Raw genomic sequence first — 14,561 nt, 5'->3', positions numbered from 1 at the left:
TATCATAAAAACAAGCAATTAATTTTCTAATAGTACTTTGCAAATAAACTTCTCTTTTTTACTATATCACTTAAGTAACAAAAAAGTTATCTAAGAGAACTTCTTTTTAAATTCCAGCTAAAAAAGAAACCCTTTTCTTTTTGACTTGTATAGAGTAGAATCAACTCAAATAGGTCACTGAAATTTAGGAGGATAAAAATGAACATACATAAAATTTTGAATAACAACGTTTTAATCGCTATTGACGATAACGGAATCGAACAAGTTATGATGGGAAAAGGCATTGGATTCAAACAAAATGCTGGTGATCCTGTAGATATTACACGAGCTGATAAGATTTTCCATTTAGAAAATAACGGATTAAAACAACATTTTAATTCGCTAATCGATGAAGTACCTTATCCAATTTTAAAGGTTACTGAAGAATTTATTGATATTTCCAAACAGCGACTAAAGCAAAAACTCAACGAAAGTTTACATGTTTCTTTAGTTGACCATATTTATCATGCCCTAAAGCGACACGAAAATGAACAAACTATTAGCAACTCATTAGTATGGGAAATCAACCGGCTTTATCCTGCCGAGTTTGGACTAGCCAAGGAATTTTTGACTATGATTCAAACTGAAATTGCAATCGAACTCCCTATTGATGAAGCTGGTTTTATCGCTATGCACTTGATCAATGCCGAAATGAATGAAGAGATGAACGCTACTGTTGCCAGTACAAAGGAAGTCGCAGCAATTTTAAAGATTGTTAAGTACCATTTAGGCGTAGAATTTGATGAGGAATCCTTAAATTTCTACCGCTTTTTAACGCATCTTAGATTTTTTGTTCAACGTGTTAGTAAAAATCATTTACTCGAAAATGAAGATCCAGAACTCTATTTAATGATGAAAAAAAAATATCCGCAAGCATATACTTGTACCACAAAAATTGCAGAATATATCTATGCAACTTTTCACATTGATTTGACCTCTGAAGAGATGTTGTATTTGCTCATTCACTTAAAACGTTTAAAAATAAGAGATAAAGCACTTACAAATAAAGATTGACAACCCTTTTTGGAAGTGCTATCATTTGGATAAGTTCATATACGAATGTAACAGGTTAGAGGATTGTGACTGTTCGGCAGGCGACACCTAAACTTTTACTAAAGAAGATTTACAGGCAAACTGTATACTTTTTTAGTAAGGGTTTAGGTTTTTCTTTTGCCAAAAATAGGGTCCGGAACTTATTTGACTGTTGAAACATGTCTGTCCCTTAACTTGAAAATAAACGGATCAACTAACTTTTTATCAAGGCCAGTTCTTTTGAACCAACTCTTCGAAAAGAAGACAAAATCCCCTCAAAGTAAAACGATACTTTGTGTGTATTTTCCTATCTTTTGCCAGAGTTAAACGGATCAACTAACTTTTTATCATAGGAGGATTTTAAAATGGATACAAATCAATTAGCTCAAACAATCTTAGAAAACGTTGGCGGTGAAAAAAATGTAACTTCACTGGTTCATTGTGCCACTCGTCTACGCTTTAAATTAAAAAATAGAGATATCGTTGATAAAGCTCAAGTTGAAGCTATCCCTGGAGTTGTAACAGTGATGGAAAGCGGCGGACAATTTCAAGTTGTCATCGGAAATATGGTCCCTGAAGTCTATGAGGCGATTGGAGCAATTTCTAATTTAACAAATGATGATTCTACTGAAACAACGACAAATAAAGATGAAACGATTTTCGGTAAATTTATCGATTTAATTTCCACTATTTTCACTCCACTCTTAGGGGTTATGGCTGGCGCAGGTATTTTAAAAGGTTTGTTGTCGCTAGCACTAAATTTTAAACTGGTTATGCCGGATTCTTCAACGCATATTATCTTAAATGCAATTGCCGATAGTCTGTTTTATTTCTTACCAATGCTGCTCGCTATTACAGCTGCTCGCAAATTTAAAGCCAATATTTATGTCGCCGTAGCCATTGCTGGTGCGTTAATTTATCCTACAATTATCGAATTAGCGGCTAGCCCTAAGGCTGTTCATTTTTTCGGAATTCCAATTGTCATGGTGAAATACACATCAACAGTGATTCCAATCATTTTAGCGATTTATGTAATGAGTATCGTAGAAAAATTCTTAAATAAACGATTGCATCAAAGTATTAAAAACTTTATCACTCCAGCTATTTTACTTGTCACAATTGTACCTTTAACACTGATGATTTTTGGACCTTTTGGTGTTTATGTTGGGAATGGGATTGCTTCAATTTTAACAGCAATCATTGCTTTTAATCCAATTATTGCTGGTGCTGTCATTGCAGCTTCTTGGCAAATTTTAGTAATATTCGGTTTACATTGGGGCATCGTTCCTGTGATGATTAATAACATTGCAACGATGGGAAAAGATCCATTAAAACCTAGTACTGCCATTTCTGTTTTTGCTCAAGCTGGTGCCTCACTTGGTGTCATGCTTAAAACAAAAAACAAAGAATTTAAGGCTCTTTCTGCTTCTGCTGCTTTGACAGCTCTATTCGGAATTACTGAGCCAGCTGTTTATGGAGTTACTTTACGCTTAAAACGTCCATTTCTAATTGGCATTCTTTCTGCCGCTGTCGGTGGAGGGATTGCCGGATATGCAGGTAGTGCTGGATACGCATCTGGTCCTTCTAGTATATTAATGATTCCAGCCTTTTACGGGCCAAATGGAGAGGGTTTTATAGGATTTTTAATCGCTATTGCTGTATCTTTTACTTTAGCCGCAGTTTTAACTTACCTGATTGGCTTTGAAGATATTCCTAGTGAAACAACAACAGAAACAAACAACAAGGACACCATTCAGCCAACAACAAGTGTTCAATCCGAAACAATTGCTAGCCCAGTAAATGGTGTACTTCTACCTTTGTCTGACGTAAAAGACAAAGCATTTGCTTCTGGCATTTTAGGTGGCGGGATTGCCGTCGTTCCATCTACTGGCGAAATCGTTTCACCAGTAGATGGCTTCGTAACAGTTGCCTTCAAAACTGGACATGCCATTGGACTTCTATCTGATGAAGGTGCAGAAATCCTCATCCATATTGGATTAGATACCGTACAATTAGATGGCCAATACTTTGATTTAAAAGTAGAGCAAAACCAGCATGTCAAAAAAGGGGATCTATTAATTGTCTTTGATTTAGATGCCATTGTCGCAGCAGGTTTTGATGTGACAACACCCATCATTATTACCAACTCAACCAATTACGAAGACGTGATCCCAACTGAAAAACAAGAAACCCAAATGGGCGATCGTCTGATTACTTTACTATAAAAAGGAGCCATTTATTATGACAAATTCAACATCCATTTTTCCAAAGAATTTCTTATGGGGCGGTGCCATAGCCGCCTGCCAAACTGAAGGAGGATACGGTAAAAACGGTCGTGGCATGGCTGTTTCCGATATTTCTTTTTATGATAGCCAGATTGACCGTCAAGATTTGGCTAAACACCGAAATATAACAACCGAAAAAATTGAGGCAGCGATAGCAGATCCCGATACAAAGCGCTATCCAAAACGTCATGGCATTGATTTTTATCATCATTACAAAGAAGATATCGCTTTATGTGCCGAAATGGGCTTTAAAGTCTTTCGCTTTTCCATGGCTTGGAGTCGAATTTTCCCAACTGGTGACGAGTTAACTCCCAACCAAGAAGGCTTAGCTTTTTACGATGCTGTTCTAACTGAAATTGAAAAATACGGGATGGAACCACTTGTGACAATCTCTCATTTCGAAATGCCTGTTGCCTTAGTTACGAACTACTGTGGGTGGACTGACCGTAAAGTGATTCAATTATTCACACGTTTCGCAGAAACTTTATTTACTCATTTTGGTCAACGAGTAACTTACTGGATCTCCTTTAACGAAATCAACGCAGGCCGGTTCTCGACCTTTAAATCAACCGGTGTCGTGGCAGATAAAACCGATCAGTATGTCCAAGATTGTTACCAAGCAGTGCATCATCAATTTGTAGCGGCAGCTTTAATTACGAAACGACTCCACGAAATTAATCCAAAAGCGCAGATGGGCTGCATGATTGCACGCTTTACCACCTATCCGGCAACCTGTAACCCAGATGACGTTTTGCAAATGATGCACGACGATCAATATGATAATTTCTTTTACACAGATGTCATGATCCGTGGGGCATATCCTGGTTATATGAACCGCTTCTTTAAGGAAAATGATGTAGCGATTCAGTGGGCAGATGGTGACAAAGAATTGTTGGCGACCCACACAGCCGATTATCTAGCCTTTAGTTATTATATGTCGAACATTTCTAGCGCCAATCCTAATGAACTGGACCAAACCGACGCTAATTTGAAAAAAGGATTAAAAAATCCTTACTTGGAAAGCTCTGCATGGGGCTGGCAAATAGATCCAAAAGGCCTACGTTATACATTGAATAATTTATATGACCGTTACCAAGTTCCACTCTTTATCGTTGAAAATGGAATTGGTGCCGAAGATTATGTGACTACAGACGGAAAAATCCACGACACGTATCGGATTGATTATTTACAAAAACATATTGAACAAATGCGCGAAGCAATTGTTGATGGCGTTGAGTTAATTGGCTATACCATGTGGTCTTCTCTAGACATTGTCTCGTCAGGTACTTCCGAAATGTCTAAACGTTACGGCTTTATTTATGTCGATCAAGATGACGACGGCAACGGTACATTAAGTCGTAGTAAGAAAGATTCTTTCTATTGGTATCAAAAAGTCATTGCCAGCAATGGGGCCGATTTAAGCTGAAATTGACTGGATAAATACAAACATGCTATAATAAAAAAGAAGACGTGCTAGTAACACGTCCCTTTGATGTAGAACCGTTTAAGACGGTAGCTTAGTTTAATTAGTTAAAAAATAACCGAATCACTCGCTAAAGTAGACGGTTATTTTTTTTGTCTTTTTTTAGTACGTCAACTACAAGCTTGGTCAAGGCAAGAATAAACATTCCTAAACTAAAAAAATAAGAGGTCAACTAATCATTCATTGATTAATTGATCTCTTTCTTTAATTTAAGGAAAACAACTTTTCTGACTATTTAAAATTTGATTTTTCAATTTGCTAAAAAAATAAGAGTACGTAGGAATTTGTAACTCCCTCCATACTCTGCCTAATACTTAAAAATTAAACCACTATTTCTTCTTCTTCCAACTAATCGATTTCACAGCACGCTTCATGACATCAAAGAAACTTAAAGATTGAATCATATCAGCGGGATCAACATACTCTCGCATGGCCCGTAAAACTGTTTTCGGTTTCTTAGAAGAAAATGTGTACGTACCATTTTTTTTCGTTTCAATCGCATAACGTGGAATCCATTTGCCTTTAAACATAACCGAGGCAATAACATGATTTACTTCTTCCCAAGGAATTTGAATAAACTTGCGAGCATCTCTGGCATTGTAAAATTCAAAGCCTTTATCGCCAATCATAATTTTCCCATAATCAGTTAATCCTGTAAAAGCAGTAGCGTCTATTACCAAATCGACTTTTGTATTAATTGACTCAACCATAATCTCTGCTCCATTTCATCTAGCTTATTTTATTTAGTATACCATTTTTTAAGTACTTAGCGTTACAAAAATAACACTACTTCCAAAATTCACTCTAACCAATTGAAATAAAAAAGCTCGGGCAAAGCCCGAGCGATCTAATCATATTATAAAAGTCCGATTACGTGGCCAAGTACACCGACTACGAATAAACCAAGGATAATAACGATTGGGCTAACTTTTTTCTTAAGCAACCACATACAGAAGAATGTTAACATTAAAGCAGCTAGACCAGGAATTAATTGATCTAAGTTATCTTGTAATGTTGTAACTTTTATAGGTGAAAGTGCCATACCAGAGTTAACTTGTTCAAAGGCTTTTTGCATGCCTTCGCCGCCACCAGGTAGGTTACCCCATTCAATATATGCACCTTTGTCTAACTTAACTTCAGAAACAGTTGGTAAGAATTTAATCGATACCCACCGCTGTACTAAAGCTGCCAGAACAAACATACCGAGGATTGATGCACCTTTAGTAATATCTTGTAATAATCCACCTGAAAGGTCGTCTGTGATTTTAGAACCGGCTTTATAACCAAATTCTTGTGTATACCACATGAATCCCCAACGAATTAAGTTCCAAGCTACGAAGAAAATGATTGGACCTAAGATATTTCCACCCATTGCTAATGATGCTCCTAGAGCACCTAACATTGGACGAACTGTAAACCAGAAGACTGGATCACCAACACCAGCTAAAGGACCCATCATACCGACTTTAACCCCTTGAATCGCTACATCATCAACTGGCGCTCCATTTGCACGTTCTTCCTCAAGTGCTAAAGTAACTCCTAGAATTGGTGAAGCAATATATGGGTGAGTATTAAAGAACTCTAAGTGACGTTTCAGTGCTGCTGCACGATCTTCTTTTGTTGAATATAATTTTTTAATTGCTGGGATCATTGAAAATGCCCAACCACCATTTTGCATACGTTCATAGTTCCAAGAACCTTGAATAAATGTTGAACGCCATGCAACGGCTAAACGATCTTTTTTAGTTAATACAATTTTCTCTGCCATTTTTTCTGCCATTTCTCTTTCCCTCGCTTTCTTTTTAAATTAATAGTCGTTCAAGATATCGCCTAACGGATCACCGGAGTTACCGCCACCGCCGCCATTTGAAGAACCACCCATTTTAGAAAGGTTCAAGTAGATGAAGGCTAAAGCAAGACCTAATGCACCAAGTGCGATTAATGTTAATTGAGAAATTGCTGCTACAACGAAACCAATAATGAAGAATGGCCATACTTCTTTTGTTGCCATCATGTTGATAACTAATGCATAACCAACAGCAACGACCATACCACCACCAATTGCCATACCTTCAGTTAACCATGCAGGCATTGATTCTAAGAAAGATTGAACTGTTTCTGCTGGGATAAATAAAAGTGCTGCTGCAGGAATCGCAATACGAATCCCTTGTAAACATACGGCAAAAATGTGTAATGCTTCGATTTTTTTGAAGTTTCCTTCTTCTGCAGCCGTGTCCATCATGTGAACAATCGGTACAGCGGCTGTACGAACAACCATTGTTAAGAAAAGACCTGCTACTGCAAGAGGTACTGCAATCGCGATTGCTGAAGGAATACCTTTTTCACCTTGACCACCTAATACTAAAATAATTGCTGATGCTACTGATGCCAAGGCTGCATCTGGTGCTACCGCTGCTCCGATATTTGCCCATCCAAGCGCGATCATTTGAAGTGTACCACCAAGAATAATACCGGCCGTTAAATTACCTGTTACCAAACCGATTAAGGTACATGCTACTAGTGGTTGGTGAAATTGAAATTCATCTAAAATTCCTTCCATACCAGCTAGAAAAGCGATAAGAATTACTAAAACCATTGATATAATAGACATAATACGCCTCCTATTTTTAATTTATTGTGTGACTATGCGTTTGCTAATTCAGATTTTGCTTTTTTCAAGATATCTTCCATGTTTGCGCTAGAATCATTTGGTACTTTACGTACATCAAATTTAACACCTTTTGCTTTTAGATTTTCGAAAGCATCAACATCTGCTTGTCCCATAGAAAGTACTTTACTAACAACGACTTTTCCAACTGAATGAGCCATAGAACCAACGTTAACTTCTTCGATATCTACTCCGCCTTCAACTGCTCTAAGAACATCTTGTGGGTTTTCAAATAACAATAATGCTTTTGTATTCCCAAAACGAGGATCTTTTGCAATTTCAATCATTTTCTCAACTGGAATAACATTTGCTTTTACGCCAGGTGGAGCTGCTTGTTCAATTAATTTTTTACGTAAATCATCTTTAGATACTGCATCTGAAACAACAATAATACGGTTTGGTTGAGTTGATTTTGTCCATGCAGTAGCTACTTGACCATGCAATAAACGAGAATCGACACGTACTAAAACCATTTTTAATTTGCCATCGCCAACAACAGTTCCTGGAGCAAGTGCTCCTTTTGGAAGTGCATCTTCAGTAACTGCAGCAGAAGTTGCTTCTTCTGGCTCCAATTCTTCAGGTTTCACTCGAACACCTTCTTTTGCAGTTCCAATGATATGGGTTGCAATTTCTTGTGCAGAAGTCATTGAAAAACGAGACGCGTAAGCTTCAATTACCATTGGTAAACTCATACCAGCAACAATTGCCCACTTATCTTTATGTTCTTCAAACAAGCTGCTCGCTTGATTAAATGGTGTACCGCCCCATAAATCAACTAAGAATAAAACTTCGTCTTGATTGTCAAAAGATGCAATTGCTTCTTGCATTTTTGCTTTGACGTCATCAGGACCTTCGCTAGGCATCAACGTAACGGCCTTAACGTTTTCTTGTTCGCCAAAAATCATTGCGCCAGATTGCAAGATACCTTCAGCGAATTCGCCATGACTTGCTAGGATAATTCCTACCATCTCTCTACCTCCTAAATAATTTATCTTTATTTTTGACCTGTGACTTGAATATAGTTAACACCACCACACCCTCTCAAGTTCTGTCATTAATTCAAAGCTACTAAAGTTTAGCTTTTTTTAAAACATCCATCAAGTTTTGTTGACTATCGGTAATAACTTTGCGAATCTCTAATTCAATTCCCCGGCTATCTAAATACGTAAAAGCCTTCAAATCATCATCATCAATCGCAATTGTATTCGAAATCATTTTCTTTCCTGTAGTATAGCCCATTGCTCCAATATTTACTGTTGGAAAATAAATACCTGCTTGAACCATTTTTGCTACTTCAACTGGATTGGTAAACAATAAGATCACTCGAACATTATCAAATAATTTATTTGAATACACTTCAATCATTTTAGCTACCGTAATAACATTAACTTTAATGCCAGGCGGAGCTGCTTGTTGAAGCAATGTTTTTCGCAGATTATCTTTGGTAACAGCGTCACTAACCACGATCATACGCTGGATATCTAGCCGTTTAGCCCAAACCGTGGCAACTTGCCCATGGATTAGTCGATCATCAATTCTTACTAAGCGGATATCAATCGCCAAAACAATCCCCTCTTTCTTATTTACTATCCACTAAATATATATGCAAGTTCCATGCCAACTTTAGTGTATCGTTGCTAAACGTTGTTAAAATAACAATAAAAAAGCATCAATACAAAAAAACAATACACTATACAGTGTATTGTTTTCTAATGATACTCTATTTCACTTCTGTTTCTAGTGTATTATTTAAAATCTGTACAAGATAATACAGTTCTTCTGGCGGAATTTTAATTAATAAAGCTTCTTCTACTATTTTCGCAATTTCTTTTACTTGTTGAAAACGTTCCAAGTTATAATCAGAACGTTGGTCTTCTGGTACTGTCAAACAGTCTTGTCTGACTATCCGTTCAACCATCCCACCTAAGTGCATAATCATATTAATTGTAAAGGCCTGATTGGTTAGTCCGCCTAGGAAGACTTCCGTTAATTTTTGTGTAAATGCCCAAAAAGGCTCCATTACTTTTTCTGCATTGATAAAGGTGAAATTTGTTCGCAGGTAATCTTGACAAATTTCCCACGATTGTTGATCGTCTAAAACAACCGGTTCAAAAATATCTTCTGCATCTAGCACTAATTCTTGCAGAATGCTCTTGGCTTCTCCTGAAAATAAGAGTTCCATTGGAATATAACGGACCCCGATTTTTGGATCCACAATTCCAGTCACCGCAATTAATTGATAGTTTGTTTGCAGTTTCTTTAATACAGCAGCCATTTCAACGATGGATATCGGTAAAACCTCTAGATCTTTTTCCCCAACTTCTGCCAGGTACTTTTCAATAATATCTTTCATCCTTTGGGCAGTTCCTTGGCCAGAAGCACAGATTGCGACAATCGCTTTCTTCAAACTTTGATTTGGTTGTGGGACTTCTTGTTCGGGTTCTTGATTTAAATTATTTCCGTACCCACTGAAGTTTTTCAATGAATGAAATAGTCGATCTAAATCTGTATCTAGTAACTCCGTTTTTCTAGCTACCTCTAAAACTAGTGCCGTCGTAACCATATCCACCGTACGTACTAGAATTCCCGTGCGACGATGAATTTCTTCACTAAAGGTTCCTAATGAACCCATGTCCACTAGTAAAATCACTCCGCTACCATTGTTAACCTGCTCTACAGCATTAATAATTTCTTCTAAAGCAACTCGAGGTTTCATTTCAACGGGCATATCAACCGCAACTAGATTATCGCTACCAAATAACTGTTTTACAACTTGGACCATACTTGTTGCGGTGCTGTTCCCATGGGCTGCCACCACAATTCCAATCCGTCCCGTTGGCTTTTCTTTCTTAAGGGAAACTAATAAAACGGTCAAGTATTCGACTTCTTCAAGGGGAATTTCAATCTGATAAGCGTCTAAAATTAAGGCTTTGATGTCTAATGCGACTTCATACTCAGCCGGATATTCCTTCACCATTTTCCGAATACTGTCGTTGCTATTCATTTCACCTTGATTATCTAACTGATGACGTTTTAAGAAAGAGCTGATATGCAGACTCATAGCATAGATGAAATTGACCTGAAAACTATCATTAAGTTTAGCCTTAGCCACATCATAGATTTTCTTCGTTAAATCAATGACTTTTTGCTCGACAATTTCGGCTAATTTTTTTTCAATATCGAACGTTAGGCGATGATCCTTGTAAAACGATTTTAAATGAACATTAATATCTGTCATAATAAATTGGTTAATCGAATCTTGATCCACACCATCATCTTTTAGCAATGCTGCTTTTTCATCAATAATTTCATATAAATTGTAAGGTAGCTCGTAAGAATCAACTAGCGGCAACATTAGATTTTGATCTGGTGAGACTTCCATAATAGGCTCCAAATCTTGGGCTAATTCTGCTAAAAATTGGCGATTATTGGCTAATAAACTGAGTCCGATTTTAACTTCTTCGGTTAAATCTTCCAATGTAATCACAATTTCTTCTTTGTCCATATGGCTTAAAAAACTGCGTGCACAAATCAGCTGAATATTTGATTTTAGTTGTCCGACATTGCCATACGTTACACTTCCAATTAGGGCTTTAACTACATCTTCAGTCAATGATATTTTACGTTGAATGCGTTCAGCTTCAATCCCAACCATTAATTTTACTAAATCGATTTTCTCTTTCGTTTGGCGTTGGTTAAAACTAGGAAGTTGGATGCTAATTGGAATCCGACGAATAAATGTGCTTAATAAATAGGAAGTTGCATCTTCTGTCGTTGCACAAATAATCCGTACATCTGCTTGCCGTTCCTTGGCTGTTTCACCCAATCTATTGTACTTTCCATTGTCCATAAAATAGAAAATCATTTCTTGACCTTCTGGCGGCAATCTGTGAATCTCATCAAGGAAAAGCATCCCGCCATCCGCTTTAGCAATCAATCCTTCTTTCTCTTTGTTCGCACCTGTGAAAGCCCCTGCCGCATAACCAAAAAGATGGCTCATTAACAATTCAGAGTTATGAGCGTAATCTGCACAATTAAAGACGACTAATTCTTCATGTCCATTAATTAGTCCTCTATCCTTAGCAAATTCAAACATAATATGCGCAAAATGGGTTTTACCAGAACCCGTCGCACCCGTTATCAAGCAATTTAAACCGCGAGGAGGATATAAAATGGCAGCTTTAGCCTGTTCAATGGGCACTTTCATACTACCATTTCCACCAATCACTTTTTGAAAAATATCTACATATTCTTTTTTGTTACGAGTAGGGATAGGAGTCTTTTTTAATTGACTCTGTTTGGTTTGAGAAACTAAACCGCACTCTAAATAACGAACCGGTCTACCATCGATTTTAGCTAATAGACCATCTTTCACGAGTTCATTTAAATCTTTGCTAGCATTAGTACGTTGTATCCCAAAAGCTTCTGCTACTTCTTTTGTGGTAATTCCCGCTCCAGAAGCCACTTCTTCTCTACTTAATGCTTTTGATTGCTTACTCACAAATAAATAGATTTTCTCTATTCGCTTCATCTCTACCCCGCCTTCAGTTATGGGTGCTTCTATTTATCTCCATCAACTTGATTATTATAACCCCTATCCTATCACAATTTCGGGCTCATTTGAAATGATTTGATACAAATTCCCCTACTAAATGGTGTTTGGTAGGAAAAGATCATTAGTAATTGTTTTTTTATAGGAAATAAATTGAGTTAAGCGCAACCATTCATTGCAATTTTTTATCTTGTATTGCTTTACATAAACAAGATATTGTTAGCTATTAACTTCTTAATTTCATTTGATGGCTTTCATTGACTAAAGTTCAATTATTGGCTACCATAGTAGTAAGGATAGGGGGCGAGGAAATGAAATTTTATCATGTAAAAACCGATCAGGATTTGCTCAACCTTGATCAAAATGAGCGTAGTTTTATTTTATGTGACCAAGAAAAATTTAAACATATTTATGAAAGTTTTAATATCATGAAACGTAAAGAAGAAGCCAATGAAAAAAATTTAGATACCATTCACTTCGAGAGTCATTTTGATTATGATGTGACCTCTTTTTCATTTTTTGAATGGCAAGAAAATAAATTAGAATTTGAGAAAGTTTATCTCTATTTTAGTAAAGATTATTTGATATTTGTCTGTAACCAAAACGAGACCTTATTTAATGAAATTGTAGCAGATATCGAAATTGATAAAGAAATCCAACCCAATGGCATTGATACTTTGACCTACGCTTACTATAAAAGTTTGGACCATATTTTAGCGAAAATGTTTGTTTCTCTAGAAAATAGCGAACAAACCATTGCTGATTTAGAAATGAGTTTATTAGAACAAATGGAGGAAGGTAACTTTGAAACGATTATGCAGTTAAAATCAATGTCCTTTGAAGCAAAACGCCACTTAAGATTACTGACTTATATTGGAGATCAAATTTTGAGTAACGACAATAATTTGATTAGCGAAGAAAATTTAAAATATTTTAAAAATATTTCCACAAAAATGAGTCGTCTATATGAGTTTGGTTCAAGTTTACATGAAAAAGCTGATCACTTATTAGAGCTCTACAACACTTCGGTTAGTGAAAAATCCAATGGATTTTTAAATAAACTAACTATTATAACCGTTTTCACAACACCAATAGCTATTTTTTCTGGAATTTATGGCATGAATTTCGTCAATATTCCTGAATTGAAATTTGAATATGGCTATTTTGTGTTACTTGGTGTTTTACTTGCCATAATCACTGGATCTTATTTTTACTTGAAAAAATCGAAAATATTGTAGCTCAGAAGAGCAAGTTTAAACGACACTAGATTTAGTTTCAAATCTTCTAAGCTTAAAATAGTTCACTTTATATAGGAAATAACCTTAAAAATATGAATTACTTCTTAAATTCGTCAAACTTCTTTACCCTTTTCGGCATACTTTCTTCACATTTTGTGGGTATACTAAAAGAGTAGTAAGGATGACAAGCATTCTTACCTAAGCTAAACAACAACCAAACTAACTTTTTATTTTCATTTTTCATTACAACTCCTCCAAAGTGTAATGAGGCCTTCGGGTCAAATTCGTGACTGTACGATTTGTAGAATCTACAGCCACGACAACTCCTTTTTGCCACCTGACTCTCCATCAGGTGGCTTTTTTATTTAGTATCTTTATTGAAAGGCGAGCGAATTTTATCCTTCAAACGTAAATAATTCAATAATTGATGTCGAGCACGTTTAATACTTTTATATCTTTTAGGTTGTTTTTTATAAAATTGTTGGTGATAATTTTCTGCTGGCCAAAAAATACTAGCCTGTTGAATTTCAGTTACGATTGGTCGTTTATACTTCCCAGACTCAATTAACTGTTGCTTCGAAGTTTCTGCAATCTGTTTTTGTTTAGTATTTTGTACAAAAATAATTGGTCGATATTGTGTACCGCGGTCTTGAAATTGACCAAGTGCATCTGTTGGATCTGTAAGTTGCCAGTATAGTTCAACCAACTCTTCATAGCTCACAATTCGGGTATCAAAGATAATTTCCACACCTTCTACATGGCCTGTATATCCTCCACTAACTTGATCATAAGTTGGATGGTCAACATGACCACCTGTATAACCAGACAGTACCGAAATAATTCCAGGTTTTGTTTCAAAAGGCTCAACCATGCACCAAAAACAACCACCGCCAAAGACAGCACGCTCCTGATACGCTAAATCTTTACCACGATGATGAGACATATCAAATTTCATTTCACCTACTGGGTCACCTGTCAGTTTCAAATAAAAATCAGTAACATCTGGAGTCAAATTATTTCTACTAGCAAGTGGACGTAATTCACTTTCAAGCTTCGCTAACTGATCCTCAAAATTAGCCTGGTTTTCCAATGCATTCCTTGTAGTCATTAATAATGTTCTTTCCCACTCACGCGTACCTGAGTTTAATATAAGATTATAAAGCTCTCTTACTACTTCCTCCTGTGTTATTTTCATTTTTCGACCTCCTTACTTGACCTGTTCAGTATACTTTATGATGATATAAAAAAGGAGTAATCTTACTTG

12 protein-coding genes are annotated in these 14,561 nt (G+C 36.4%); 4 read left to right on the top strand and 8 right to left on the bottom strand.

All coding sequences use genetic code 11. The features are described from left to right. Positions 1 to 198 precede the first annotated feature (198 nt). From licT to MHI00_RS00540, 3 genes are all read left to right on the top strand, one after another. Positions 199 to 1,053, top strand: coding sequence for a BglG family transcription antiterminator LicT (gene licT, locus MHI00_RS00550; RefSeq protein WP_057000888.1), 855 nt, complete (start codon positions 199 to 201; stop codon positions 1,051 to 1,053). Positions 1,054 to 1,436: 383 nt separating this feature from the next. Continuing rightward, on the top strand, positions 1,437 to 3,296 hold the full coding sequence (locus MHI00_RS00545) for a beta-glucoside-specific PTS transporter subunit IIABC (protein ID WP_341110093.1): 1,860 nt from the start codon (positions 1,437 to 1,439) through the stop codon (positions 3,294 to 3,296). A 16-nt stretch (positions 3,297 to 3,312) separates the two neighbouring features. Then, complete coding sequence (locus MHI00_RS00540; RefSeq protein WP_341110091.1) at positions 3,313 to 4,782, top strand: glycoside hydrolase family 1 protein; 1,470 nt, start codon at positions 3,313 to 3,315, stop codon at positions 4,780 to 4,782. A gap of 386 nt (positions 4,783 to 5,168) precedes the next feature. Here MHI00_RS00540 and MHI00_RS00535 read toward each other — a convergent pair whose 3' ends face one another. From MHI00_RS00535 to MHI00_RS00510, 6 genes are all read right to left on the bottom strand, one after another. Then, the gene (locus tag MHI00_RS00535; protein WP_010052505.1) at positions 5,169 to 5,549 is read right to left on the bottom strand and encodes a DUF956 family protein; all 381 of its coding nucleotides are present in this window, start codon (positions 5,547 to 5,549) and stop codon (positions 5,169 to 5,171) included. Positions 5,550 to 5,695: 146 nt separating this feature from the next. Further along, positions 5,696 to 6,607, bottom strand: a complete 912-nt coding sequence (locus MHI00_RS00530) for a PTS system mannose/fructose/sorbose family transporter subunit IID (protein ID WP_010052503.1) — start codon at positions 6,605 to 6,607, stop codon at positions 5,696 to 5,698. 39 nt (positions 6,608 to 6,646) lie between these two features. Continuing rightward, positions 6,647 to 7,450, bottom strand: a complete 804-nt coding sequence (locus tag MHI00_RS00525; protein ID WP_010052501.1) for a PTS mannose/fructose/sorbose transporter subunit IIC — start codon at positions 7,448 to 7,450, stop codon at positions 6,647 to 6,649. A gap of 32 nt (positions 7,451 to 7,482) precedes the next feature. Beyond that, positions 7,483 to 8,475, bottom strand: a complete 993-nt coding sequence (locus MHI00_RS00520; protein WP_010052499.1) for a mannose/fructose/sorbose PTS transporter subunit IIA — start codon at positions 8,473 to 8,475, stop codon at positions 7,483 to 7,485. Positions 8,476 to 8,575: 100 nt separating this feature from the next. Next, positions 8,576 to 9,070, bottom strand: coding sequence for a PTS sugar transporter subunit IIB (locus MHI00_RS00515; protein ID WP_010052497.1), 495 nt, complete (start codon positions 9,068 to 9,070; stop codon positions 8,576 to 8,578). A 157-nt stretch (positions 9,071 to 9,227) separates the two neighbouring features. After that, a complete protein-coding gene (locus MHI00_RS00510) occupies positions 9,228 to 12,038 on the bottom strand; it encodes a sigma 54-interacting transcriptional regulator (RefSeq protein ID WP_341110084.1) in 2,811 nt (936 codons plus the stop codon). A gap of 332 nt (positions 12,039 to 12,370) precedes the next feature. On the opposite strand from MHI00_RS00510, the gene MHI00_RS00505 reads away from it, so the two are divergent. After that, positions 12,371 to 13,297, top strand: a complete 927-nt coding sequence (locus MHI00_RS00505; RefSeq protein WP_341110083.1) for a magnesium transporter CorA family protein — start codon at positions 12,371 to 12,373, stop codon at positions 13,295 to 13,297. Between the two features lie 97 nt (positions 13,298 to 13,394). On the opposite strand, the gene MHI00_RS00500 is transcribed toward MHI00_RS00505, so the two are convergent. After that, positions 13,395 to 13,541 carry a hypothetical protein gene (locus MHI00_RS00500; RefSeq protein ID WP_155520221.1) on the bottom strand — a complete coding sequence of 49 codons (147 nt, stop codon included), beginning with the start codon at positions 13,539 to 13,541 and terminating at the stop codon, positions 13,395 to 13,397. Positions 13,542 to 13,658: 117 nt separating this feature from the next. After that, positions 13,659 to 14,492 (bottom strand): peptide-methionine (S)-S-oxide reductase MsrA, encoded by an 834-nt coding sequence (gene msrA, locus MHI00_RS00495; protein WP_341110078.1) that lies wholly within the window; start codon positions 14,490 to 14,492, stop codon positions 13,659 to 13,661. Between the last annotated feature and the right edge of the window lie 69 nt (positions 14,493 to 14,561).

Source organism: Carnobacterium sp. FSL E2-0243, assembly GCF_038003605.1.
Lineage (GTDB): Bacteria > Bacillota > Bacilli > Lactobacillales > Carnobacteriaceae > Carnobacterium > Carnobacterium maltaromaticum.
Note: the sequence above shows the minus strand (reverse complement) of the source record. Positions and strands in the feature narration are given on the sequence as shown.

Excerpts from the sequence above, each read along its gene's own strand:
- licT (WP_057000888.1), top strand. The coding sequence starts at position 199 with ATGAACATACATAAAATTTTGAATAACAACGTTTTAATCGCTATTGAC.
- MHI00_RS00545 (WP_341110093.1), top strand. The coding sequence starts at position 1,437 with ATGGATACAAATCAATTAGCTCAAACAATCTTAGAAAACGTTGGCGGT.
- MHI00_RS00540 (WP_341110091.1), top strand. The coding sequence starts at position 3,313 with ATGACAAATTCAACATCCATTTTTCCAAAGAATTTCTTATGGGGCGGT.
- MHI00_RS00535 (WP_010052505.1), bottom strand. The coding sequence starts at position 5,549 with ATGGTTGAGTCAATTAATACAAAAGTCGATTTGGTAATAGACGCTACT.
- MHI00_RS00530 (WP_010052503.1), bottom strand. The coding sequence starts at position 6,607 with ATGGCAGAGAAAATTGTATTAACTAAAAAAGATCGTTTAGCCGTTGCA.
- MHI00_RS00525 (WP_010052501.1), bottom strand. The coding sequence starts at position 7,450 with ATGTCTATTATATCAATGGTTTTAGTAATTCTTATCGCTTTTCTAGCT.
- MHI00_RS00520 (WP_010052499.1), bottom strand. The coding sequence starts at position 8,475 with ATGGTAGGAATTATCCTAGCAAGTCATGGCGAATTCGCTGAAGGTATC.
- MHI00_RS00510 (WP_341110084.1), bottom strand. The coding sequence starts at position 12,038 with ATGAAGCGAATAGAGAAAATCTATTTATTTGTGAGTAAGCAATCAAAA.
- MHI00_RS00505 (WP_341110083.1), top strand. The coding sequence starts at position 12,371 with ATGAAATTTTATCATGTAAAAACCGATCAGGATTTGCTCAACCTTGAT.
- MHI00_RS00500 (WP_155520221.1), bottom strand. The coding sequence starts at position 13,541 with ATGAAAAATGAAAATAAAAAGTTAGTTTGGTTGTTGTTTAGCTTAGGT.
- msrA (WP_341110078.1), bottom strand. The coding sequence starts at position 14,492 with ATGAAAATAACACAGGAGGAAGTAGTAAGAGAGCTTTATAATCTTATA.